The sequence below is a fragment of the Streptomyces hainanensis genome (assembly GCF_004348415.1).
Lineage (GTDB): Bacteria > Actinomycetota > Actinomycetes > Streptomycetales > Streptomycetaceae > Streptomyces > Streptomyces hainanensis.
In genome coordinates, this window is the sequence record NZ_SMKI01000029.1 from 1 (window position 1) to 21,942 (window position 21,942).

Consider the following 21,942-nt stretch of genomic DNA (forward strand, 5'->3'; position numbering starts at 1 on the left):
GGCGGGCCGGGGGCGTCCGGTTCGAAGGCGTGGAGCCGCTGGTCGGCGTAGTGCGTGAAGACGATCAGCGGGCCGCCGGCGGGTCGCGGGATCCCCGCCCAGGGCACGCCGCCGTACTCGATGACCCGGCTCCGCGCGTTCCACGGCGGCGGCAGCACGCACTCGGCGGGCCCGCCCTCGGGCCGCAGCCTGAGCAGCGCGCGCCGCCCACCCTCCTCGGGCCTGGGCGCCGTCCACCACAGCTCGTCGCCGACCGCGCCCAGGTACTCGGGCTTGCCGTCGTGCGAGGCGACCAGGGCCGCGTCGACGGGTGACGGCCAAGCGCCGTACGGCGTCGGTTCCGGTACCTGGGACATGCGGCCTCCTCGGGGAGTGCGGTCAGATCGCCAGCAACGCGCGGTCGAGCACGCGGATCCCGAAGCGCAGGGCGGCGACGGGCACGCGCTCGTCCACGCCGTGGAACATCGCCTGGTAGTCGAAGCCTTCGGGCAGCCGCAGCGGCATGAAGCCGTAGGCGGTGAGGCCGAGCCGGGAGAACTGCTTGGCGTCGGTGCCACCGGTCATGCAGTAGGGGACAACGTGCGCGTCCGGGTCGAAGTGCCGCAGCGCGTCGGCGAGCACGGCGTAGGTGGGCGCGTCGAGCGGCGCCTCCAGCGGGATCTCGTGGTGCAGGTACTCCCAGTCCACGTCGGGCCCGGTGAGGCGGTCCAGGGTGGCGGCGAAGTCCCGGTCGCCGCCGGGCAGCACCCGCCCGTCGACGTGCGCGGTGGCGCTGCCGGGGATCACGTTGACCTTGTAACCGGCGTTCAGCATGGTGGGGTTGGCGCTGTCCCGGACGGTGCCGGCGACCAGGCCGGCGGCGGGGCCCAGCGCGTCGAGCAACGCGTCGACGCCGCGCGCCAGTTCGACCTGGTCGGTGGCGTCGAGGTCGGGCAGCGGCAGCCCGTGGGCGGCGGCGAGCTCGGTGAGCGCGGCCCGCACGGTGGCGGTGAGCCGCACCGGCCAGGCGTGTTCGCCGATCCGGTTGACGGCGGCCGAGAGCCGGGTGACGGCGTTGGCGTGGTTGATCTTCGAGCCGTGGCCGGCCCGGCCGCGGGCGGTGAGGGTCAGCCAGGAGGTGCCGCGCTCGGCGGCCGCCACCGGGTAGAACCGCCGGCCCCCGGCCGCGTGGAAGGTGTAGGCGCCGGACTCGCCGACGGCCTCGGTGCAGCCCTCGAACAGCTCCGGCCGGTTCCTGACGAGGTGGCCGGCGCCGAACTCGCCGGTGTCCTCCTCGTCGGCGGTGAACGCCAACACGATGTCGCGCCGGGGGCGCACGCCGGCGCGCGCCCAGGCCCGCACCACCGTGAGCGCCATGGCGTCGGAGCCCTTCATGTCGACCGCGCCGCGCCCCCAGACGACGTCGTCGACGATCTCGCCGGCGAACGGCGGCACGCTCCACTCGGTGGCGTCGGCCGGCACCACGTCCAGGTGGCCGTGGACGAGGAGCGCGTCGGCGCCCGGGTCCGTGCCGGCGACCCGGGCCACCACGTTGGTGCGGCCGGGTGCCTTCTCCACGATCACGGGCTCGATGCCGACCTCGGCCAGCGCCGCGGCGACGTACTCGGCGGCCGGCCGCTCGACGCCGTCTCCCCCGCCCCGGTTGGTGGTGTCGTGCCGGATGAGGTCCGCGGTGAAGCGCACCACCTCGTCGTCGGCGAGCGCGTCGAGGTGACGCGCGTCAACCGAGGGGCCCGGGTGTGTGGTCCGGTCAGCCATACATCTCCTCCACGGCGGCGGACACCATGGTGGTGACGGCCTTGAAACAGCGGATTCCCTCGTACATGGTGGGCGCGGTGAACGCCACGCGGCGCACCTCGGTCTGCTCGACCCCGGGCACCACGGTGGCGGCGCCCGCCAGGTGTTCGGCGTCGAACTCGATCTCGATCACCCGGTCCCGGGGGCCGGCCGGCTCGTGCCGGACGGCGAGCCGCACCGCGTCGGCCGCGGCGGCCCGGATGTCGGCGGCGGTGCGGGCGGGGGTGCGGCAGATCGCCGCGTACCGCGAGACGTAGTCCTTGACCGCCACGGTCCTGGCGTCCGGCGCGTAGCCGCGGGCGTCGGCGCAGGCCAGGTCGTCGCCGGTGACCAGCACCACGGGGGTGCCGTACTCGGCGACGACCAGGGCGTTGAGCAGGCCCTCGCTGGCCCGGACGCCGTCCACGAAGACGCCGGTGAGCGAGTTGCCGAGATAGGTGTGGGCGAGCACCCCCTCGGCACCGGCGCCGGTGTGGTAGCCGACGAAGGCGATGCCGTCGACGTCGCCGTGCTGGACGCCCTCCACCATGGTGAGCGCCTTGTGCCGGCCGGTGAGGAGCTGGGCCCGGTCGTCGAGTTGTTCGAGCAGTAGGTTGCGCATGGTCATGTGCGCCTCGTTGACCAGCACCTCGTCGGCCCCGCCGTCGAGGAAGCCGACGATCGCGGCGTTCACGTCGGAGGTGAACATGGGCCGGCAGCGCTGCCATTCCGGCGTGCCCGGCAGACAGTCGGCGGGCCAGGTGACGCCCGTGGCCCCCTCCATGTCCGCGGAGACGAGAATCTTCGTCATGCCGCGTCACGTTACCCGCCGTAGCCGACGACCAGCCAGTTTGACGGCAGTTCGACACGGGCGCCGTCCGGGTCGCGGACGGTGGTGGCCAGCGGCAGCCGGCCGCTGGCGAAGACGGTGAGGCCGCGCCCGGTGAAGAGGGCCGGCACGGCCTCGTCGGGCATCTCCATGGGCGAGATGCCGTGGGCGAAGACGGCGGCGAGTGCGGGCGGCGGTCCCGCGGGGCGCCCCATCAGGCCGCCCAGCACCTCTTTGGCGGCCCGTGCCGGCTCGACCACGAAGGCCCGGCCACCGTGGCCGAGCAGCGCGGTGACGCCGTCCGCGATCCGCGCCCGGTCGTCGTGCGCGGCCTGGTGGAGCACGCCGCGCAGGTACACGTGGCAGTCCCCGCGCCCGGCGCGGAAGGTGGCGACGGCGGGCCCGTCCGCCAGGTCGAGGACCTCGTACTCCGCGTCACCGCCGGCTCCTCGCGCCAGCTCGACGGCGGTGGGCGACAGGTCGACGCCGACGACCGGGCCGCGGTGCCGCGCCGCGAGCCACCTGGTCTGGGTGCCGTTGCCGCATCCCGCGTCGACGAGCGGCGGCCCGGCGGTCAGATGCCGTTCGAACAGGGGGAGTTGTCGCTCGACCACCTGCTCGGGCGGTGCGTCCCAGAAGACGCTGTCCCGCTCCGTCGGCGCGTCCGCCCAGAACCCGTCCCAGCCCACGTCGACCCGCATGGTACCGCTCCCTCCGCCGCGCCGCCCCGCCCGCTGGGACGCCGTGCGGGGAGTCTTCCCCCCACCCAGGGGACATCAGTCCCAGCGGTAGCCGTCGCCGAAGTTGAGGGTGTGTTCGAGGACGTCCTCCATCGGGTCGTCGATCTGGCCGATGTTGATCAGCGCGAAGCCCGGCGCGTTCAGCGACCCGTCGGCCCGTGCGACGTCGGCCCCCAGTCCCGTGACGGTCGCGACGCCCGCGCCGGCGATCGCCCATCGGCCGACGTTCCTCACCACTCTGTTCCGCATGGCACGCTCCTCAGCTCCGCTGCCGGGTTCCGCCTACTCATCGACCCGGGGCGTCAACGAGTCACGCGAAGTCACCCGATCGAACGACGGAGAGGCGGCCGTTGATGTCAGCGGTACCGGCCGCCCCTGAGGCGGGGGGCGCTCTGCTCCCGCAGGCCCAGCTCGAACCAGACCGTCTTCCCCCGCCCGGTGCGCGTGGTGCCCCAGGCCCTGGCCAGCCGGCTCACCACGTGGAGCCCGCGCCCGGCGTCGTCCAGCGGCCCGCAGTCCAGCAGCACCGGCAGCTCGTGGCCCTCGTCGGAGACCTCGCACAGCAGCGCGTCGGCCCGCACCAGCTTCAGCTCGACCGGGCCGCTCTCGCCGTGCCGGACCGCGTTGGTGACCAGCTCGCTCACCAGCAGCTCCGCGGTGGAACGCACGCCCTCCGGCAGCCCCCACGCCGCGAGCCGCTCCCGCACCACCGCCCTGGCCCGTGGCACCTCGCCCCGGTTGAGGCCGAGCCGCCAGGTGGCGACGTCGTCCTCGGCGATGCCGTTGAGCCGGGCCATCAGCAGCGCCACGTCGTCCTTGCGGTCGTCGGGCGCGGTGGAGGCGGCCAGCGCGCGGATGATCGTGTCGCAGGCCGCGTCCATCGAGGCGGCCGGGTGCGCGGCCGACTCGCACAGCGCCGCGAGGCCGGCCCCGATGTCCTGCCCGCGCACCTCGACCAGGCCGTCGGTGCACATGACGAGCCGGTCCCCCGGCCTGACCGGCACGGTGACGGTGGTGAACGCCACCTGGCCGACGCCGATCGGCGCGCCCGTCGGCAGCTCCAACAGCTCGCTCGACCCGTCCTCCGCGCGCACCAACACCGGTGGGATGTGGCCGGCGTTGGCGATCCGCAGCTCCGAGCGGACCGGGTCGTAGACGGCGTAGAGGCAGGTCGCCAGGTAGTGGTCGCCGAGCCGTTGCGCCAGGTCGTCGAGGCTGCGCAGCAGCTGCGCCGGGTCGGTGTCGAGCGCCGCCATGGTCTGCACGGCCGTGCGCAACTGGCCCATCATCGCGGCCGAGTTGAGCCCGTGGCCCATCACGTCGCCCACGACCAGGGCGGTGCGGCAGCCGGGCAGCCTTATGGTGTCGAACCAGTCGCCGCCGACCCGGCCAAGCCGGGTGCCCGGCAGGTAGCGGGTGGCGGTGTCGCAGCCCGCCATCCGCGGCTCGATGCGCGGCAGCATGCTGTCCTGGAGGGTGTCCGCGACGTTCTCCTGGTACGTGTACATGCGCGCGTTGTCGAGCACCAGGCCGGCGCGGGCGGCGAGTTCGGCGCCGGTGACGCGGTCCATGTCGTTGAACTCGACCCGACCGCGGTGCCGCAGCAGGATCATGAAGCCGAGCACCACCTGCCTGGCCTTCAACGGCACCACCAGCATGGAGCGGTGGTTGATCAGCGGACTGATGTCGCGCTTCTCGAACTGGGCGGCGATCATGTTGCCCATCTGTTCGCTGATGTACGGCACCAGCACCGGATCGCCGGTGGTCATGCACTGGAAGAACGGCGTGTTGGCGGGGAACGGCATGGACTCGCCGACCGGCACCACGTCGTCCCAGCGGCCCGGCTCGTCGTTGTGCTCGACGGCCACCCGGTGCCACATGGTGCTGGTGTCCGGCGGGCCGTCGGGGAACCCCTCGCCGGCGACGACCTGTTCGCGGAGATAGGTGCCGGCCACGTCGGTGAAGCGGGGCACCACGGCCTCGCTGACCTCCTGGATGGTGCGGGCCAGGTCGAGGGAGGAACCGATGCGCCCGCTCACCTCGTTGAGGAACTCCAGGCGCTCCCGCACCGCCGCGTACTCCAGCTCGGAGGCCAGCTCGGCCTCGGCGGCCGCGGCCCGCTCCTCGTCGGCCGCGGCCCGTGCCTCGCGGGCCGCGCGCTCCAGACCCTCGCGCCGGACCACCCGCTGCTTCACGCCCCAGTCGGCGGTGACCGGCACCCGCGCGTGGCGGCTGAACTCCAGTACCGGATAGCCCTGTTCGAGGACCTGCGCGGCGATGTGGCCGGCCTCCTGGGGGCTCATGCTCGGCATGATCTCCGGCAGCCGCTTGGCCAGCTCGTCGGCCTCCTCGAACCGGGTGTACGGCGCGAAGTCCGGTGAGACGCGGTCCTCGGCGGTCGGCTCCTCCCGCTGGGCCGCCGCGCCGTCGGTGGCGAGGACCAGCACCCGCGCGGCGCCCGGGCCGCTGAGCGGATACGCCCACCACAGCACGTCGCGGGTCTCGGCGTGGATCGGGTCCTGCGTCCAGAAGCGGCCGGCCAGCGGCTGGGAGAACTCGACGGTGTCGGTGCCGAAGACGAACTCGACCTGCTCCTCCGGGTCCAGCGGACCCGATCCGTTCGCCCCGAGGGCCGCCCCGGCGGCCGTGCCGGGCTCCGGCTCCGGCTCCCGGGCCATCACGGCCGATATCGGCATGACCTCGGCCGCGCGCCGGCCGACCGCCTCCTCCCGCTCGATGCCGAACAGCCGCCGGGCGCCGGCGCTCCAGTGCGAGATCTCGCCGGCGCCGTCGACGACGACCACCGCCAGCGGGATCCGACCGGACACGGCGACGGTGGGCGGAGCCTGTTCGTACTGCGGGTGGTGGTGTTCCGGATCGGGGGCCACCATCTCTCCTTCCCGGAGGGAGCGTTGCCCACGGTACGCCCCGCCGGGGTCCCGGCGGGAGTCAATGGCCAAGGTGGTGGTGCGCCCGCGCGTTCCCACGCCCGCGCGACGGGGCGCACGCCCTCAGGGCCCGCACGCGGGCCGCACGCGGGCCGCTCAGGGGTCGCCCGAGCGCCGCGATCTTCACCCGTACGGGGGAAGCCGCCCTGTTCCGGCCCCTCACCCGGACGGCCCACGGCTGAGCGCCGGCCCGCCCCGGCTCCGCCCGGCCCCGGCCGCTCCGCGGTTGCGACCGCCGTCCCAGCCGGGACGCTGCCTGTGAGAGCAGGCCCGCGGCGCGGCCACGCGGCGCGGCACCGAGAGGAGCACGCCGATGACCACCCTGTCCCGCCCGCCCTCCCAGATCCTGGAGCCCGCCGCGCAGGAGCTCGCCGACGCGACGGCCGCCCATCCCCGCATCTACGAGGTGCCGCCCGACCAGGGCCGGGGCATCCTGGCGGGCCTGCAGAGCGGCGAGGGGGTGACGAAGCCGGCGGTCGACGAGTCGTGGGTGACGGTCCCCGGCGGCCCGACCGGTTCCGTTCGGGCCCGGATCGTCCGGCCGCGCCACGCGACGGGGCCGCTGCCGGTGATGCTCTACATCCACGGCGCCGGCTGGGTCTTCGGCGACGAGAACACCCACGACCGGCTGGTGCGGGAACTCGCGGTCGGCGCCGAGTGCGCCGCGGTGTTCCCCGTCTACGACCGCTCCCCCGAGGCCCGTTACCCGACCGCCGTCGAGCAGAACCACACGGTCGGCCGGTGGATCGTCGAGGAGGGCGCCAAGCACGGCCTCGACCCGTCCCGCATCGCGGTGTGCGGCGACTCCGTGGGCGGCAACATGGCGGCGGTCCTCGCGCTGATGGCCACCGAGCGCGGCACGGTCCCGCTGCGCGCCATGGTGCTGTTCTACCCCGTCACCGACGCGGACTTCGAGACCGGTTCCTACCGCGAGTTCGCCGAGGGCTTCTACCTCACCCGCGACGGGATGAGGTGGTTCTGGGACCAGTACCTGCCCAACACCGCCCAGCGCACCGAGCCCTACGCGGCCCCGCTGCGCGCCTCGATCGACCAGCTGCGCGGCCTGCCGAGGACGCTGGTGATCACCGACGAGGCCGACGTGCTCCGCGACGAGGGCGAGGCGTTCGCCGCCAAACTGCGGGAGGCCGGCGTCGACGTCACCGCCGTCCGCGTCGAGGGCATGGTCCACGACTTCCTGATGCTCGACAGCCTGCGGGACTGCAACGCGACGGACGCCGCCCGCCGGCTCGCCATCGACACGCTGCGCACCGCTTTCCACGACTGACGCGGGGGCGCCGGAACGCGGAGGACCGGCGTGGCTTCCCCAAGCCACGCCGGCCACGGCCTGCCAGCGGCCGTACTCCCCCTACGAGCGACACTCACCGAGTGCACGGCAGTCGCCACCCGGGCACCGCCCGCGCCGCGCGGTTGGATCCACGGCGGGGGCGGCCGTCACACCCCGGAGCCTGTCCGTCGCGCGCTCGCGCGCGTGGACGCGTCCTCACTATCGCGAAATCGGAAGCGCCTCGTCCACGACCTTGCGGCAGGGCGCAAAAACCCAGGTCGGACGGGGGTGCGCCCGGCCCGCCCGGCGGGGTCCCCTTTCCCCCCGCGTACGATCGGCCGGCTCAGCCGTCGAGCAGCTGCGTGTGGGCGAGTTCGCGGTAGAGCGCGGAGTCGCGCAGCAGCTCCTGGTGGGTGCCGCGGGCGACGATCCGGCCCTGGTCGAGCACGATGATGGCGTCGGCCGCCACGACGGTGGAGAGCCGGTGCGCGATCACGATGACCGACCGGTCGCCCGCCCCGGCGCGGATGATGTCCTGGACGACCCGCTCGTTGTTGCTGTCCAGGTTCGAGGTCACCTCGTCCAGCAGCAGCACCGGGGTGCCGGCGATCAACGCGCGGCCGATCGCCAGCCGTTGCCGTTCGCCGCCGCTGAGGCGCAGCCCCGACTCGCCCACCTCGGCGTCCAGCAAGTCGCTCCCGGCCGCCCCTGGCAGCAGGTTGAGCCGCGCGAGCACGGCGAGGCACTGCTCGTCGGTCGCCCGGTGGTCGCCGAGCAGCAGGTTGTCGCGGATGGTGCCGGAGAGCGCGGGGGCGTCCTGCTCGACATAGGCCATCTCACCGCGAAGTGCCTCGCGGGAGAGCCGGGTCACGTCCTGCCCGCGGAACAGGATCCGCCCCCCGGTCGGCTCGTGGAAGCGCTCCAGCAAGGCGAAGAGTGTCGACTTGCCGGCGCCCGAGGGGCCGACGATCGCGGTGGTGGCGCCCTGCTCGAACCCGACCGTCACCGCTCGGAGGGCCGCGGCCTCGGCACCGCGCGGGGCCGTCGGGTAGCGGAAGGAGACGTCCCGCAGCTCGAAGAGCGGCTCCCCGGCGGCGCCCGCCGCCGGCAGCGCCGCGGCCGGTCGCTCCTCGACGTCACGCTCGGGTTCGAGCGCCTCGACCGCCAGGATCCGGGACAGGGCGCCGAACGCCTCGCCGAGCATCGAGACCACGCCGGCCAGCGTGCTGACGGGCGCGACCATCAGCATCAGGTACATGATGAACGCGCTCAGGTCGCCGACGCTGAGCGAGCCCGACGCCACCCGCAGCGCCCCCACCGCCAACACCGCGATGAGCAGCACCTGTACGGTCACGCCGGCGAAGGTCTGGACGACGGCGCGCAGCCCGGCCGTGGCCAGGCCCGCGTCCAGCGCGCGGGACGCCTCGCGCACCGTGGCGTCGGCCTCGCGCCGGGTGGCGGAGGTCGCGCGGATGGTCCGCATGGCGGCCAACGCGCGCGAGAGCGCGGAGGCGAGCTCGCCGATCGCGGTCTGGAGCCGCAGTCCCGAGGGGCGGACGCGCCTGCCGAGGTGGAGGATCGTCGTGACCACGGCCACGATGACCAGCAGGGTGAGCGCGAGCAGCGTCCAGTCGAGGAAGGCCATCATCACGACGGACACGGCGACGGTGACCAGGCTGCTCGCGAGTTCCACCAGGCCCGAGCTCAGGATCGCCCTGATCTGGGTGACGTCCGTGGTGACCCGGGAGATCACGTCGCCGCGCTCGCGGCCCTCAAGCACCCCGACGGGCAGCGCGAAGACGCGCCGGATCAGCCGCTCCCTGGTGTCGAAGGCGAAGCGCTCCCCGGCCCGTTGGAGCACGAGCTGCCGCACGCCGGTGAGCGCCGCGCTCGCGACCAGCAGGGCGACCAACAGGCAGACGGAGAGGGCGGGTACGCCGCCGTCGAAGGTGTTGACCATGGACCTGACCAGCACCGGCTGGAGTGCGCCGGCGGCCGTGCCGCCGAAGCCGAGGACCAGGGCGAGCAGCATGCTCCGGCGGTAGGGGCGCAGCCGGGCCAGCGCCTCCCGGAAGCCGGCCACCCGCACGTCGGGCGGGGGCGGGTGCGGGCTTCGCGGGCCCGGCGCGGCCGCCGGCGGGGCCTTGGTGTCCGGTGGGGGGGCGGGGCCGGCGGCGCCCTGCCGGCTCACCGGTCGGCCTCGTGCCGCTCGTCGCGGTACGCGGGGCTGACCTGGAGCGTCGTCAGGAAGGTGCCGACGATGTCCGGTTCGCCGACGGCGACGCCGTCCACCTCCACCCAGGCGTGGCCGATGAAGGGGCTCGGCCGGAATCCGGTCTTCCAGACCGGCGCGAAGCCGTGGGATCTGGCGAGCAGCATCACCGCGACGGATCGCGGCAGGCAGCCCTCCCCTGCGCAGCGGCGGCTGACGCCGACGACGGCGCCACGCCAGCGCAGCACGTCCGCCGGGGTCGGCCGGGTGCCGCCCCTGACGACGAACCCGAGGACGCGTTGGACGCGCCCCGGGGAGAGGCGGCTCAGCGGGATCGCCACGGCGACGGCGGCCCGGGCCCGTATCCCCCGCCACCCGCTCGTCCGGATGCCGGGCTCGGGCAGGATCGGCGTGCTCATCCCAGCTCGCCCTTGATCAGCCTGGCCTGGCGGAGCTCCTGGAGGACGGCGAGGTAGTCGCCGCGCACCCGGGTCTCCTGGACGTCGGCGGCGCGGGCCGTCTCGCGGACGACGTCCTCGAAGGCGCGCCCGTCGCGCAGCGCTTCGAGCAGGGCGATCACGGAGTCGTTGAGGTGCCAGTAGACCCCGCTGCGCACGTCGAGGACGACCTTTCCCTCCTCGGCCTCGACGATCCGCAGTCCCTCGCTGAAGACGATCATCGGTTTCCACCCCCCTGTCGGCTCCCGTCGAGGGAGCGCGTTTCCTGTCGCGCGGACCGCAGCCAGCGTTCGCCGAAGGCCAGATGGACCAGGTCGGTATAGCCTCTGCCGTTCGCGGAGAACTGGTCGATCGAGCGGGAGACCTGTTCCGGCGCTATCAGGCCCAGGTCCTCGAGGGCCGAGCCGCCGGCGAACATCTCCCGCAGTACGGGCCGCAGCGCACGATGGTGCTCGAACACGTCGGCCGTGTAGTCGCCCTTGTCCCGCCGGGTGAAGTAGTCGAGGGACATCCGCGCCGGGCGGGCCGCGGCGAGCAGCGGCTTGGCGGGGTCCTGATGGGTTCGGTCGCCGATGCGCAGCGACAGCGCGGGCTCGACCGTACGGCGATCGAGATAGGGGCTGTCGAAGTGGATACCGAGCCCCGGGGTGCTCGCCAGGTTCATTCGGCGGACGGCGTTTCCGTGCACCGTGAGGTACTGGACGATCTGGTGGAGCGTCCGATCCGGGGACAGCGCCTCGGATCGGTCGTCGATGGCCTCCCTGGCCAGTTCGCGGAGTTGTTCGCGGGCGAGTTCCGTCAATGCCGGATGCGTGCGCGGCAAAGGTATCCAGCGAGAGAATCCGGACACACCTTCATCGCCTTGTCGGAAATCGCTTCTCGTGAATCCGGTCAGCTCCTCCCGATAGCTTTCGTTCCTGACCAGCATGCGCAGGGTCTTTCCCAGCGGATATCTGTTGATCACCCGATGTCGTCGCGACCGGCGTATGCGTCCTTTCACGCGGGAACGCGTCAGCGACCACAGCATCGTGGACACCGGGCCGAAGAGCGCGTCCCCGGCGTGGCCGGTGAGATGCAGCGTCGTCCCGGTGTCCTTGACGAGTTCCTCGACCAGTGACGTGGCGGCGACCGAGACCGAGCCCATGCCGGGGCCCTCGGGGAAGCGCGTCACCGAGCCGGTCTCCTGGGCGAGCAGCAGCGGGATCACCGAGTCGTAGGGTGCGACCCGGTGGTCGGTGCCGAGTTCGGTGGCGGCCCGGTCGGCCCACAGGTGGTCGTTGTTCGCGGCGTTGCCGGACCGCAGGAACAGGGTGTGCGGCGAGCGTCCGATCTCGGCCAGGGTGAAGGCGAGTGTCGTGGAGTCGAGGCCGCCGGAGAGGTCGGCGCTGATCACGCGGTGCGTCGCGACCCGCCGGCTGAGCGCGGCGCGCAGGCCCTGCCGGAGCGGGTCCGACAGTTCGGCCAGCGAGCGGTCGGGCCGGGGCGGTCGCCACCAGACGCGGCGGACCGGTGCTTCGGCCGACCGGCAGTCGAGCCACTCGCCGGGCCCCGGCCCGCGCACGCCCTCCCAGATGGGGCGGAGGGCGAAGGGGTGGGAGAGCTCGGCTTCGGTGAGGCGGCTGGTGAGGACGGCCGGATCGGGTCCCGCTCCGGTCAGCCGGGCCAGCGTCAGCTGGTCGTCGGCGACCAGGTGCACCCCGGCCGCCCGGCTCCAGAACAGGGCTCGCGTCAGGAACAACGGCCCCTGTGCCCGGAGCCGTCCGTGTTCCCTGGCGAGGAGCAGGACATCGCCCTCGACGAGTTCGGCCGCGAGTCCGTCCAGGTCGGCGACGCTCCCCCGGCCGCGCACCCGGCCCGCGAGGGCCTCCGCGTCGACGTCGGGTGCTCCGTCACCGATCAGCACGACGTCGAGCCGGCCGTTCCCGGCGCTCAGCACCCGGCGTCCCCCCGGATCGCCCACGATCCACGGCGCGCCCGACGGGTGGTGGAAGAGTGGTGGCCCGACCTGGGCGGCGATCTCCTCGGCCAGGGCGCGAGGCAGCCCCACATCGGGTATGACGAGAACAGGCACGATCGTTTCCCCCGGTCTTCCGGGCCCCCGTGGGCGACTCGCTACGATGAGGTAAGGGAACGGTGTGGGCACGGAGCAGATGACTGCTGCTCCGTGCCCACTTCCGGCCGGGTGGCCCGGCCGGGCGGTCGGCCCGTTACGGCCAGATGACGAAGATCGCCGGGTCGTTCCAGAAGTCGTTCGGACCCCCGCCGAGGCCCTTGGTGACCTGCCGGAACGTCCCGACGCGGGTCAGCCTGGGTGCGGTGTAGCTGCTCATCTCGCCCTCCTCTCATTCCTCACGTCACGGTGGGGATGACGAAGTGGGATTCGCGACGATCTTGGCTGCATCCGCCAGGATCGCCCCCCTCTTCGCGAGCCCCGGGAACGTCTTCACTATTGCGAGTCGAGCCCCGAATCGTCCATGCTGTTGCACCAGGGGACAAATGCCGAGTTCAGTGGGGGGACACGGCGGTGTTACGCATTCATTTCTCTGATTCCGACCTGGCCAGAACACGGGTGGCGACATCACCTGATCCACTGTGGGAGGTCGCCGCGAGTTTGCACCGTCTCCAGACGAAGGTCGGGAGATGGGCCTATGCCGACTGGCATCGCACCACCACCGCCCGGATTCGGGAGCGCCACCTCGACCGGATGATCCGCGAAGTGCTGATCCCGCTCTTTCCGCGCGCGGCCTACTTTCCGGACTTCCTGACGCCCAACCAGTCCGAGGGCGGACTCGACGCGGGTCTCGCGGCCGTCCTGGCCACCCCGCCCCGGCGGATCGAGCGGGAGTTGGGGATCCTCGACCGACGCGTGGGCGCGCCGAGCTGGGTGCGGCGGCTGACGGAGCTGCCGGAGCGTGAGCGCCTGCTCGGCGCGATCCGCGTCTACCACGACACCGCGCTCGCCCCGGCCGAGGAGCGGGTGCGCGCCCGCATCGACGCCGAACGGGCGGCCCGCGGCCGGGCGCTGCTCGACGGCGGGGTGCACCGGATGCTCGCCGGGGCGAGCCCCTCGATGCGCTGGGAGCCGCCGGTGCTGCACGTCGACTATCCGGCGGAGGACCGCGACATGTGGTTACAGGGCCGCGGGCTGCGGCTCGTGCCGTCCTACTTCTGTTGGCAGAGCCCGGTCAGCATGTTCGACCCCGAGCTGCCGCCGGTGCTCTTCTACCCGCTGCTCCACGAGCCGGCGCCCGGGGCCGCCGGCGACGGCGAGGGCGAGCCGCTGACCGCCCTGCTCGGCAGGACCCGGGCCACGGTCCTCCGGATCACGGCGGCCGGCGCGGGCGCCACCACGGGCGAGTTGGCCCGCGCGGCCGGCGTCTCCGACTCGTCCGCGAGCCGGCACGCCTCGGTGCTCCGCGACGCCGGCCTGCTCGCCAGCACCCGCTACGCCACCAGCGTCCTGCACACGCTCACCCCCGCCGGCGCGGCCATGCTCCGCGCCCGGCGCCGGCGGCCGCACGGCTGACCTCGGCCGGCGCCGGGCCCGGTCGGGCCCGGCGCTGCGAGAGGTAGACGCCCACCATGACGACGGCCGCGCCCAGGAGTTGGATCGCGCCCGGCCGCTCGCCGAGCAGGGCCAGGGACAGCACGATGGTGATGACGGGCACGAGGTTGATGAAGCCGGACGCCTTGGCCGCGCCGAGCAGGTGCACCCCCTGGTTGAAGAAGAGGTAGGCGAGGACGGACGAGCCGACCGCCATGAAGACCATGCAGCCGATCAGGCTCCACTCGAGTTCCGGGAAGCGCCGCAGGTCGGCCAGCCCTTCCTGGTCGAGCAGCAGCCACGGCACCAGGCCGAGCGCGCCGTAGCAGAAGATCAGGCAGGTCTGGACGGTCGCGTCGCCCCGTGGCGCGAACAGCTTGAGCAGGAAGTTGTAGAGCCCGAAGCAGACCGTGCTCAACAGCAGCAGGATGTCGCCCCAGTTGTAGTCCGCTTCGAGGATCGCGTTCGGCGACAGCCGGGTGATGATGACGACCACGCCGAGGTAGGAGACGACGAAGCCGACGGTCTCCAGGCGGCTGGCCCGCTCCCGGCCGGCGGCCACCCCGAGCGCGAGTGTCACCAGCGGGATGGTGGCTTCGAGCAGCGCCGCGTTGAACGCCGAACTGGCCTGGAGGCCGCGGAAGTAGAAGTAGTAGCAGAGGGTGACGCCGATCAGGCCGAGGGTGGCGTACCGCAGGTGCTCACGTAACCCGACGCGCAGCGGGAGCCGCATCAGCGGGACGATGGCGAGCAGCAACACGGCCGCGCCGCCGAACCGCAGGAAGGTGGTCGAGGCGGGGCCGAGCTCGTCCATGACGAGTTTGCCGGCGATCGCGGAGCCGCCCCAGAAGAAGGCGGAGGCGCCGAGCTTGAGGTAGGTGAGTCGCATGGCGGTCCTCGTGTTCAGGCCGCCGTCGCGTACCAGTCGGTGGGCCCGGCGCCGAGCAGCGGCCGGTACTCCGTGGCGAGTCGGCGGAGCCGGAACAGCATCTCGTCGGTGTATCTGACGACCCTGGTCCGGTCGGGACATCGTCCGCCGTCCGAGGCGATCAGTCCGTCGATGGCCTCGGCCGCGAAGGCGCTGGTCAGCCGCTGGACGTCCCGGATGTCCCGGTCGAGGCGGCGGGTGATCTCGGAGGCGACCGGTTCGCCGGCGCGGAAGTCCCGCACCCGGGCCACGTCGCGCAGCCGGCGGGACAGGAAATCCTCGAGGCGCCCCACGTAGGACGTCTCCGAGGTCTCGGTCAGCAGCTCGTACAGGGCCCGCGCGCCCGGGTCGAGGAGCGCGTAGTTGAGCACGTCCCAGACGGCGCGCCTCGGTCGGGTGATCATGTCGTCGCCGAGGCGGATGCCGGGCAGCGTCTCCACCCGGGAGCACAGGTTCCACAGCGTGCACAGGCCCAACCGCTCCAGGAACGTCACGGTGTTGGCGATCTGCGGCAGCGTGACCGACTGGTGGAAGGTGATCACGCCGTTGGTCGATCCGGACACGCCGGCCCGCCGGAACTCCTCGAAGGCGCGGATGGAGGCGTTGGCGTGCACCTTCTTGTTGTAGACGTCGAGCACCTCGTCGTCGCCGGCCTCCAGGCCGAGGTAGGTGCTGACCATGCCGGCGCGGCGCAGTCGCCGGATGAGCCGCAGGTCGTCGCGGCTGGTGAGGTCGAAGCTGTCGGAGCGGACGAACACGTCGAACGGCACGCGTAATCCGCGCTCTTCGAGCTCGTCGCAGAGCGCGACCGCCCAGGCGCGGCTGGCCGGCGACCGGGTGACCCAGGTGGCGTCGTAGAACCGCAGCAGCAGGTCGTGTTCGGCGAGGCGCGGCCCCAACTGTTCGATCTCGTCGGCGATGTTGGCGGCGGTGCGGTAGCGCATGCCCTTGGTCTCGTTGCCGAGGAACCGGTTGGCGTTGCAGAAGGAGCAGGGGAAGGGGCACCCCCGCTGTCCCAGGATCCCGATCTCGATCGGGGTGCCCTGCGCCAGGGCCTGGTCCGCGACGTCCCGGCTGGCGAACGGCAGTTCGTCGAGGTCCGCCACCGGCGACCGGACGGGGGTCCGCACGCAGACGTCCTTCTCCCGGTCCCAGTACGAGATCCCCCGCTCGCCCCGGACGTCGCGGCCGGCCCGCAGGGCGTCGGCCACCGCCAGGAACCCCTGTTCGCCCTCGCCGCGCACCACGAGGTCGACGCACGCGTACGCCCCGAGCACCCCGTCGTCCAGGTAGGTGACGTGCTCGCCGCCGAACACCACGGTCGGCGCCCCCGTCACTTTGAGCAGCTGCGCCACCTTCAGGGCCGGCTTCAACGTCGCGTAGTTCACGCTGAACCCGACGAGCTCGGCGCCCTCGCCGGCGATCCGGTGCGCCACCTCCCGGTCGGTCAACCGGTGCACCCGCTGGTCGACCAGCACGACCTGATGCCCCCGCTTCCGCAACGCGGCGGCGATCAGAGCGAGTGCGAGGTTCTCGTGGAACCCGTAGATCTCCCGCATGTCGTCGTTCTCGGTTTGCGGGTTCACCAACGCTATCTTCACATCTGCCCCTTTTTCCGGGATGGTCAGTCCTCTGAGGGTCGATCTTCACAGCGTGCTCGGGTGATCAACCCACAGCGCCCCGGCGCGGTCAAGCGTTCGAACGCCATGGCGAGTTGCCGCCACCGACCGGGCGTCGCGGCTTGCCCTGGAGGGCGCTCCAGCTCGTAGCGTCGTCCCGAACGCGCTACAGAGGGGAACCCCGTGCGATACACACTCTTCGGCAGGACCGGCCTGCGGGTCAGCGAACTCAGCCTGGGCGCCATGACCTTCGGCGAGGACCTGGGCTGGGGCGCCGACCAGGAGACCAGCGGGCGGCTCCTCGACGCCTATGCGAACGCCGGCGGCAACTTCGTCGACACCGCCAACCTGTACACCCGCGGCAGCTCGGAGCGGATCCTCGGCCAGCTGCTCGAAGGCCGCCGCGACCAGTTCGTGCTGGCCACCAAGTACACCTGTCCGACCGTCGAGGGCGACCTCAACTCGGGCGGCAACCACCGGCTGGCCCTGGTCCGCACCCTGGAGGAGAGCCTGCGCCGGCTGCGCACCGACCGGGTCGACGTCCTGTGGGTGCATGCGCGCGACAACTTCACCCCGGTCGACGAGGTGATGCGGGCCCTGGACGACGTGGTGCGGAGCGGCAAGGTCCTCTACGTCGGCGTCTCCAACTGGCCGGCCTGGGAGATCGCGCAGGCCAACACCCTCGCGGAGCTGCGCGGTTGGACCGCCTTCGCCGGCTCGCAGCTCCACTACAACCTGTTGGAGCGCAGCCCCGAGGCCGAACTGCTGCCGCAGGCCCGCGCCTTCGACCTCGCCGTGCTCGCCTGGAGTCCGCTGGCGGGTGGCAAGCTCACCGGCAAGTACCGCACCGGCGCCGCCGGCCGGCTGGCAGACGGCGGCCGGAGCGGTGCCGAGGACGAGCGGGAGGCCGCGGTCATCACGGCGGTGCTGGAGGTCGCGGAACAGGGCGGCTGGAGCCCCGCCCAGGTGGCGCTCGCCTGGCTGCGCGCCCAGCCGGGCAACGTCGTCCCGATGATCTCCGCCACCCGGGAGAGCCAGCTCGCCGACAACCTGGCCTGTCTGGACGTCGAGCTCGACGCGGCGGCGCTGGAGCGGCTCGACGAGGTCAGCGCCGTCCCGCTCGGCTACCCGCACGGCTTCCTGCGCGATCCGCAGGTGATCAGGAACGTCTACGGCGAGCACTCCGCCGCCATCGTGGACCGCCGCTCCACCTACCGCCGCACCCTGACCGACGTACGCTGAATCCGTCCGGTCGCTCGCCCGTCGCGGAGGATCCATGGCCAGCCCGCCCCAGTTGCCGGAGCGCGGCATGGATCCCGCCGGTCTCGGGCGAGCCGTGGAGCTCGTGGAACGCCGGGGCGCGGCGGCCCAGTTGTGCGTGATCCGGGGCGGCGAGACCGTCCTCGACCACGCGGTCGGCTGCGCCCCCGACGGGCTGTTCTGGACGTTCTCGGCCAGCAAGCCCTACACGGCGGTGCTGATCCACCGGCTCGCCGAGCGGGGCGCCCTCGACCTCGACGCGCCGATCACCGACCACTGGCCGGAGTTCGGCCGGCACGACAAGGCGGGCATCACCCTCCGCCACGTGCTCCAGCACCGCTCGGGTCTCGCCACCGGCGGCTCGGCCCTCGGCGACGTGCTGACCATGACGGACTGGGCCCGGTCGGCGAGCCGGATAGCCAACGCCCGCCGCCGCTGGCCGGTCGACTCCGTACCCGCCTATCAGTACCTGATCTTCGGTTTCCTGCTCGGCGAGGTGGCCCAGCGCGCCACCGGCACGCCCTTCGCCGAGCTGTTCCGCACCGAGCTGCTCGACAGGCTCGGCGTCCACGACACCCACCTCGGCCTACCGGACACCGAGTGGCCGCGGCACGTTCCGCTGCACGGCTCGCTCCCCACCCGGGTGGTGAACCGGCGGTCCACCCGTCGGGCGGTGATCCCGTCCGCGGGCGTGTCCACGACGGCGCGCGACCTGGCGGCGTTCTACCTGGCGCTGCTGCGCGACGACACGGCCGAGGAGGCGGCGCCGCGCATCCTCTCACCCACCGCGCTCCGCACGGCGCGGACGCCGTCGAGCGACGGCGAGCTCGACCGCTTCGCCAAGGCCCCGATCCGCTGGTCCCAGGGGTTCCAGCTGGGCGGCCCGCGCTCCGACCCGAGCAGGGTGGGCCCGATGGGGCGGCTCAGCAGCCGGCGGGCCTTCGGCCACAACGGCAGCAACTGCTGCATCGCCTGGGCGGACCCGGACCGCGACCTGGTCGTCGCCTACCTCACCAACAGGATGACCGGCCGCCGAGCCGACCTCGTCCACCTGGCGGCCGTCGCCGACGAGATCATCGGCGCCTGCGCCGACGCCCCCGGCGAAGGCGCCTGATCCCGCACTACGCGTCCTTCTCCATCTCCCTCGCGAGGTTGGCCAGAATCCGGTCGTAGATTTCGGTCAGCGCACGAGGTGCGAACCGGCGCTCGAAGAAGCCGCCGATCCCGCCCGCGCCCTCCCACGCGGTGTGCACCCGCACACGCGCCCCCTGGTCACCGTCACCCGGTGTGACCGTCCAGGTGGTGACGAGGGTGGAGTTGCGGTCCTTCTCGACCAGCGTGTTGTCCTCGGGCTCGGTGATGTCGAGCAGGAGCTCGCGAACCCGCCTCGACGTCGCCTGAAACCGGACGTGGAGGACGGTGCCCTCGCCGTCGCCACCGTCCCGTACCTCGTACTCGGTGAAGTGCTCCGTGAGCAGCCTCGGGTGCACGTCCTGGTAGTCCGCGATCGCGTCGAACACGTCGTTCGGCTCCGCGGCGATGTCACGTTGCGTAGCCATCTCAACCAACGCCATGCCAAAGCTCCTGCCGTCGAAGGGACTTGGGCGCAAAGCCAATCACCCCCGCGCACCGAGGCCCAAATCTGGCTTGACAGCATCTATTCGAACATGTGTCCTATTCGTACGGCACGGACGAGTCGGGCACGTCGAACGGTGAGGAGAGCCCATGCGCTGGAACAACCTGAGCGATGGCCCGACGGCCACCGCGCCACCCGCGCTGTTCGGCACGGACGTGGTCACCAGGACCTTCGACACCCCGGAATTCCGGGGCATCACGTTCCACGAGGTGCGGGCGCGGTCGATCGTCAACCGGGTCCCCGGCGCGTCCCGGATGCCGTTCGAATGGACGATCAACCCGTACCGGGGCTGCTCCCACGCCTGCGTGTACTGCTTCGCCCGCAAGACCCACAGCTATCTGGATCTGGACACCGGCATCGGCTTCGACACCCAGATCGTCGTCAAGGTCAACGCGCCGGACCTGCTGCGCCGCGAGCTGGCGTCCCGGCGGTGGCAGGGCGAGCACATCGCGATGGGCACCAACGTCGACTGCTACCAGCGGGCGGAGGGCCGGTACCGGTTGATGCCGGGCATCATCGGCACCCTCCGGGACTACGCCAACCCGTTCTCGATCCTCACCAAGGGCACGTTGATCCTGCGGGACCTGGAGCTGCTGCGGCAGGCGGCGGCGGTCACGGACGTCGGCATCTCGGTCTCGGTCGGCTTCGTGGACCAGGCCATGTGGCGCACGATCGAACCCGGCACGCCGGCGCCGGAACGGCGCCTCGACGTCATCCGCCAGCTGACGGACGTCGGCATCCCCTGCGGCGTGCTGATGGCGCCGGTGATCCCCTACCTGACCGACTCCCCGGCGCAGCTGCGGGAGACGGTGCGGGCGATCGCGGCGTCCGGCGCCCAGTCGGTGACGCCGCTGGCGCTGCACCTGCGGCCGGGCGCCCGCGAGTGGTTCACGCAGTGGCTGGCCGCGCACCACCCGAGGCTGGTCCGCGACTACGAGGTCATGTACGGAGGGGGCGCCTACGCCCCCAAGTGGTACCAGCGGCGCATCACCGGCCAGGTCCACGAGTTGGCCGCCGAATACGGCATCGGCCCGGCCTCCAGGCCGGGATCGCACCGGCGTGTGCCGGTTCCGGCGAGGCCGGAGGAACCGGAGCCGACCCAGCTCACCATCCTGTGAGAACCTCCGAACGTGCTGCTGTCGACATCCGAGACCGGCTCGGTCTGTCCGGTTTACCGCGCGACGGGGGACGTGTGCCGAGTCGTGTGCGGTAGCAGACAGCCGCGGCGGGGCCGCGGGGAAGGACAGTGCTCGTGAACTACTACTTCATGGCTTCCGACCGGTGTTCCGTGGAAGCTGTCGTGGGCGCGCTGGCCGATGTGCTGGGGGTGTCCGCGGATGCCGTGGACTTCGTGGACTCGGGCGTGGAGGAGGAGTTCGCGGGCCGGGACTGGACGGCGCCGGTGCTGTGCACGCAGTACGCCCTGTCCGGAGACCTGGCCACGCGGTTGGACATCCAGCTTCAGGGGCCCGTGGACCCGACTTTCGGCGAGGGCGAGTTGGCGACCGCCTTGGCGCGGCGGCTGAACACGATCCTGTTCTGGGACGCGCAGGAGGGGGCTCCGTCGACGAACCGGCTCGTCACCCCGGACGGCTTGGTCACCCGGGCCCGGGTGACGGAGACGGACGGCCCTGCTCCCACGTACACGGTCACGTACACGGTCGACGCCGTGGAAGCGCCTGTCCCGCGCTTTCCGATGGCGCGCGTGCAGCTGCTCCCAGAGATCTACTGGGAGGAGCGCATCGCCACACCGGTGGCGGACGTCTTCGTGGCCGCCACCGCCCCTGACCGCGGCAGCAGGGCCGACCACCCGTTGAACAGGGCCGGGGAATGCCTGGTGTTGTGGGAGCGGCTGGTGCGCCGGATGGCTGGGGACTGGGCGCCGACGGGGCGCTATCCGGCGGAGTCGTACCTTCGGGATCTCCGTACGCGCGATCATCTGGCCGCATGTCACACGGCGCTCGCCGCGCCCGGGCCGCGCGACAGTCTCGCCGCCGCCGTCGAGGAACTGGACGAGGTGTTCGGTACTCACACGACGGACGACGGTGGGTTCCTGGTTCTGTCCCTCGGCCGGGCAGGGCCGGAGGTCACAGGCGATGCCTGGTGGTGGCGGCGTAGGCCGGTGCGGGTGCCCTGGCCGGACGGCCCGGTGCCGGAAGGAGAATCCCCCGGCGCTGCTGATGGCCGGCCCGGTCGCGGCGATGCTCCGCCGGGCGCTACACCAGGATCGGCCTGACGAGTGACCGGAGTGGCTCCGGGAGCGGCACGGCTGTGCCGTGGTCCATCGCCAGGAGTGGGGATCCCGGCCCTGTCACGGTGGTTGCACCCGTGGTGAGTCACAGGCGCACGAAGCTCACTATGAGTACGGTCAGGGACAGCAGCAGCATGCCCAGGCAGTTGACCCAGAACGTGAGGCCGAGGGCTCGCGCGCGAATGTGGGCTGCGACGGCCGCGAGGAAGTAGACAACGATCCCCGCGGTGGTCGTCATGGCGACGCCGGGCACCCAGAGCCCGACGGTGATCCCCACGACCGAGGTCGCTTTGACGGTGATCAGCGCCCACCACCAGTCTCGCGGGAACCGTACGCCTTCCAGGCAGTCGACTATGCCCTTCGGTGGGCGGACCATCATCGCGGCGTCGCCGGTTTGGACCGCGAGCAGGATCAGGATCGGCCAGACCGGAGAGGGGAGTTCGGAGAGAGTCATCG

The 21,942-nt window shown here is 72.4% G+C and carries 20 protein-coding genes and 1 pseudogene; 6 read left to right on the forward strand and 15 right to left on the reverse strand.

What is annotated here, in order from left to right; translation table 11 throughout:
* From E1283_RS04555 to E1283_RS04580, 6 genes and pseudogenes are all read right to left on the reverse strand, one after another.
* A pseudogene (locus tag E1283_RS04555) lies at window positions 1-356 on the reverse strand (prolyl oligopeptidase family serine peptidase); the annotation flags it as partial.
* A gap of 22 nt (window positions 357-378) precedes the next feature.
* Window positions 379-1,758, reverse strand: coding sequence for a M20/M25/M40 family metallo-hydrolase (locus tag E1283_RS04560; protein ID WP_132816555.1), 1,380 nt, complete (start codon window positions 1,756-1,758; stop codon window positions 379-381).
* Window positions 1,751-2,587: a M55 family metallopeptidase gene (locus E1283_RS04565; protein ID WP_132816556.1), complete on the reverse strand. Its 837-nt coding sequence runs from the start codon at window positions 2,585-2,587 to the stop codon at window positions 1,751-1,753. The genes E1283_RS04560 and E1283_RS04565 overlap by 8 nt, the downstream gene beginning before the upstream one ends.
* 11 nt (window positions 2,588-2,598) lie before the next feature.
* Window positions 2,599-3,306 (reverse strand): class I SAM-dependent methyltransferase, encoded by a 708-nt coding sequence (locus E1283_RS04570; RefSeq protein WP_132816557.1) that lies wholly within the window; start codon window positions 3,304-3,306, stop codon window positions 2,599-2,601.
* Window positions 3,307-3,381: 75 nt separating this feature from the next.
* Window positions 3,382-3,594, reverse strand: coding sequence for a hypothetical protein (locus E1283_RS04575; protein WP_132816558.1), 213 nt, complete (start codon window positions 3,592-3,594; stop codon window positions 3,382-3,384).
* Between the two features lie 107 nt (window positions 3,595-3,701).
* Entirely contained in the window at window positions 3,702-6,236 is a 2,535-nt protein-coding gene (locus E1283_RS04580; RefSeq protein WP_132816559.1) for an ATP-binding SpoIIE family protein phosphatase, read from the reverse strand.
* A gap of 370 nt (window positions 6,237-6,606) precedes the next feature.
* On the opposite strand from E1283_RS04580, the gene E1283_RS04585 reads away from it, so the two are divergent.
* Window positions 6,607-7,578, forward strand: coding sequence for an alpha/beta hydrolase (locus E1283_RS04585; RefSeq protein WP_132816560.1), 972 nt, complete (start codon window positions 6,607-6,609; stop codon window positions 7,576-7,578).
* 343 nt (window positions 7,579-7,921) lie between these two features.
* On the opposite strand, the gene E1283_RS04590 is transcribed toward E1283_RS04585, so the two are convergent.
* The 5 genes from E1283_RS04590 to E1283_RS04610 form a co-directional block, all read right to left on the reverse strand.
* Complete coding sequence (locus E1283_RS04590) at window positions 7,922-9,769, reverse strand: ABC transporter ATP-binding protein (protein ID WP_132816561.1); 1,848 nt, start codon at window positions 9,767-9,769, stop codon at window positions 7,922-7,924.
* Window positions 9,766-10,209, reverse strand: a complete 444-nt coding sequence (locus E1283_RS04595; RefSeq protein WP_132816562.1) for a lasso peptide biosynthesis B2 protein — start codon at window positions 10,207-10,209, stop codon at window positions 9,766-9,768. The genes E1283_RS04590 and E1283_RS04595 overlap by 4 nt, the downstream gene beginning before the upstream one ends.
* Complete coding sequence (locus E1283_RS04600) at window positions 10,206-10,469, reverse strand: PqqD family peptide modification chaperone (protein WP_132816563.1); 264 nt, start codon at window positions 10,467-10,469, stop codon at window positions 10,206-10,208. Before E1283_RS04600 ends, E1283_RS04595 begins: the two co-directional genes overlap by 4 nt.
* Window positions 10,466-12,319 (reverse strand): asparagine synthase-related protein, encoded by a 1,854-nt coding sequence (locus tag E1283_RS04605; protein ID WP_132816564.1) that lies wholly within the window; start codon window positions 12,317-12,319, stop codon window positions 10,466-10,468. Before E1283_RS04605 ends, E1283_RS04600 begins: the two co-directional genes overlap by 4 nt.
* A gap of 136 nt (window positions 12,320-12,455) precedes the next feature.
* Complete coding sequence (locus tag E1283_RS04610; RefSeq protein WP_132816565.1) at window positions 12,456-12,578, reverse strand: lasso RiPP family leader peptide-containing protein; 123 nt, start codon at window positions 12,576-12,578, stop codon at window positions 12,456-12,458.
* A 374-nt stretch (window positions 12,579-12,952) separates the two neighbouring features.
* Here E1283_RS04610 and E1283_RS04615 point away from each other — a divergent pair, with 374 nt between their 5' ends.
* On the forward strand, window positions 12,953-13,774 hold the full coding sequence (locus E1283_RS04615) for an ArsR/SmtB family transcription factor (protein ID WP_425086127.1): 822 nt from the start codon (window positions 12,953-12,955) through the stop codon (window positions 13,772-13,774).
* Here E1283_RS04615 and E1283_RS04620 read toward each other — a convergent pair.
* A complete protein-coding gene (locus E1283_RS04620; protein WP_165956009.1) occupies window positions 13,719-14,681 on the reverse strand; it encodes a DMT family transporter in 963 nt (320 codons plus the stop codon). The genes E1283_RS04615 and E1283_RS04620 overlap by 56 nt on opposite strands.
* Before the next feature lie 14 nt (window positions 14,682-14,695).
* A complete protein-coding gene (locus E1283_RS04625; protein WP_132816568.1) occupies window positions 14,696-16,306 on the reverse strand; it encodes a B12-binding domain-containing radical SAM protein in 1,611 nt (536 codons plus the stop codon).
* A gap of 216 nt (window positions 16,307-16,522) precedes the next feature.
* Between E1283_RS04625 and E1283_RS04630 the strand changes: the two genes are divergently transcribed.
* Together E1283_RS04630 and E1283_RS04635 are read left to right on the forward strand one after the other, a co-directional pair.
* Window positions 16,523-17,581 carry an aldo/keto reductase gene (locus E1283_RS04630; protein WP_132816569.1) on the forward strand — a complete coding sequence of 353 codons (1,059 nt, stop codon included), beginning with the start codon at window positions 16,523-16,525 and terminating at the stop codon, window positions 17,579-17,581.
* A 34-nt stretch (window positions 17,582-17,615) separates the two neighbouring features.
* Entirely contained in the window at window positions 17,616-18,713 is a 1,098-nt protein-coding gene (locus E1283_RS04635; RefSeq protein ID WP_132816570.1) for a serine hydrolase domain-containing protein, read from the forward strand.
* Between the two features lie 7 nt (window positions 18,714-18,720).
* On the opposite strand, the gene E1283_RS04640 is transcribed toward E1283_RS04635, so the two are convergent.
* Window positions 18,721-19,173, reverse strand: coding sequence for an SRPBCC family protein (locus E1283_RS04640; RefSeq protein ID WP_132816571.1), 453 nt, complete (start codon window positions 19,171-19,173; stop codon window positions 18,721-18,723).
* Between the two features lie 151 nt (window positions 19,174-19,324).
* Here E1283_RS04640 and E1283_RS04645 point away from each other — a divergent pair, with 151 nt between their 5' ends.
* Together E1283_RS04645 and E1283_RS04650 are read left to right on the forward strand one after the other, a co-directional pair.
* Window positions 19,325-20,353 carry an Rv2578c family radical SAM protein gene (locus tag E1283_RS04645; protein WP_132816572.1) on the forward strand — a complete coding sequence of 343 codons (1,029 nt, stop codon included), beginning with the start codon at window positions 19,325-19,327 and terminating at the stop codon, window positions 20,351-20,353.
* A gap of 134 nt (window positions 20,354-20,487) precedes the next feature.
* The gene (locus E1283_RS04650; RefSeq protein ID WP_132816573.1) at window positions 20,488-21,471 is read left to right on the forward strand and encodes a hypothetical protein; all 984 of its coding nucleotides are present in this window, start codon (window positions 20,488-20,490) and stop codon (window positions 21,469-21,471) included.
* A 100-nt stretch (window positions 21,472-21,571) separates the two neighbouring features.
* Here the strand turns inward: E1283_RS04650 and E1283_RS04655 are convergent, their stop codons facing one another.
* Complete coding sequence (locus E1283_RS04655; RefSeq protein WP_132816574.1) at window positions 21,572-21,940, reverse strand: DoxX family protein; 369 nt, start codon at window positions 21,938-21,940, stop codon at window positions 21,572-21,574.
* Between the last annotated feature and the right edge of the window lie 2 nt (window positions 21,941-21,942).

Excerpts from the sequence above, each read along its gene's own strand:
- E1283_RS04560 (WP_132816555.1), bottom strand. The coding sequence starts at position 1,758 with ATGGCTGACCGGACCACACACCCGGGCCCCTCGGTTGACGCGCGTCAC.
- E1283_RS04565 (WP_132816556.1), bottom strand. The coding sequence starts at position 2,587 with ATGACGAAGATTCTCGTCTCCGCGGACATGGAGGGGGCCACGGGCGTC.
- E1283_RS04570 (WP_132816557.1), bottom strand. The coding sequence starts at position 3,306 with ATGCGGGTCGACGTGGGCTGGGACGGGTTCTGGGCGGACGCGCCGACG.
- E1283_RS04575 (WP_132816558.1), bottom strand. The coding sequence starts at position 3,594 with ATGCGGAACAGAGTGGTGAGGAACGTCGGCCGATGGGCGATCGCCGGC.
- E1283_RS04580 (WP_132816559.1), bottom strand. The coding sequence starts at position 6,236 with ATGGTGGCCCCCGATCCGGAACACCACCACCCGCAGTACGAACAGGCT.
- E1283_RS04585 (WP_132816560.1), top strand. The coding sequence starts at position 6,607 with ATGACCACCCTGTCCCGCCCGCCCTCCCAGATCCTGGAGCCCGCCGCG.
- E1283_RS04595 (WP_132816562.1), bottom strand. The coding sequence starts at position 10,209 with ATGAGCACGCCGATCCTGCCCGAGCCCGGCATCCGGACGAGCGGGTGG.
- E1283_RS04600 (WP_132816563.1), bottom strand. The coding sequence starts at position 10,469 with ATGATCGTCTTCAGCGAGGGACTGCGGATCGTCGAGGCCGAGGAGGGA.
- E1283_RS04610 (WP_132816565.1), bottom strand. The coding sequence starts at position 12,578 with ATGAGCAGCTACACCGCACCCAGGCTGACCCGCGTCGGGACGTTCCGG.
- E1283_RS04615 (WP_425086127.1), top strand. The coding sequence starts at position 12,953 with ATGATCCGCGAAGTGCTGATCCCGCTCTTTCCGCGCGCGGCCTACTTT.
- E1283_RS04620 (WP_165956009.1), bottom strand. The coding sequence starts at position 14,681 with ATGCGACTCACCTACCTCAAGCTCGGCGCCTCCGCCTTCTTCTGGGGC.
- E1283_RS04635 (WP_132816570.1), top strand. The coding sequence starts at position 17,616 with ATGGCCAGCCCGCCCCAGTTGCCGGAGCGCGGCATGGATCCCGCCGGT.
- E1283_RS04640 (WP_132816571.1), bottom strand. The coding sequence starts at position 19,173 with ATGGCGTTGGTTGAGATGGCTACGCAACGTGACATCGCCGCGGAGCCG.
- E1283_RS04645 (WP_132816572.1), top strand. The coding sequence starts at position 19,325 with ATGCGCTGGAACAACCTGAGCGATGGCCCGACGGCCACCGCGCCACCC.
- E1283_RS04655 (WP_132816574.1), bottom strand. The coding sequence starts at position 21,940 with ATGACTCTCTCCGAACTCCCCTCTCCGGTCTGGCCGATCCTGATCCTG.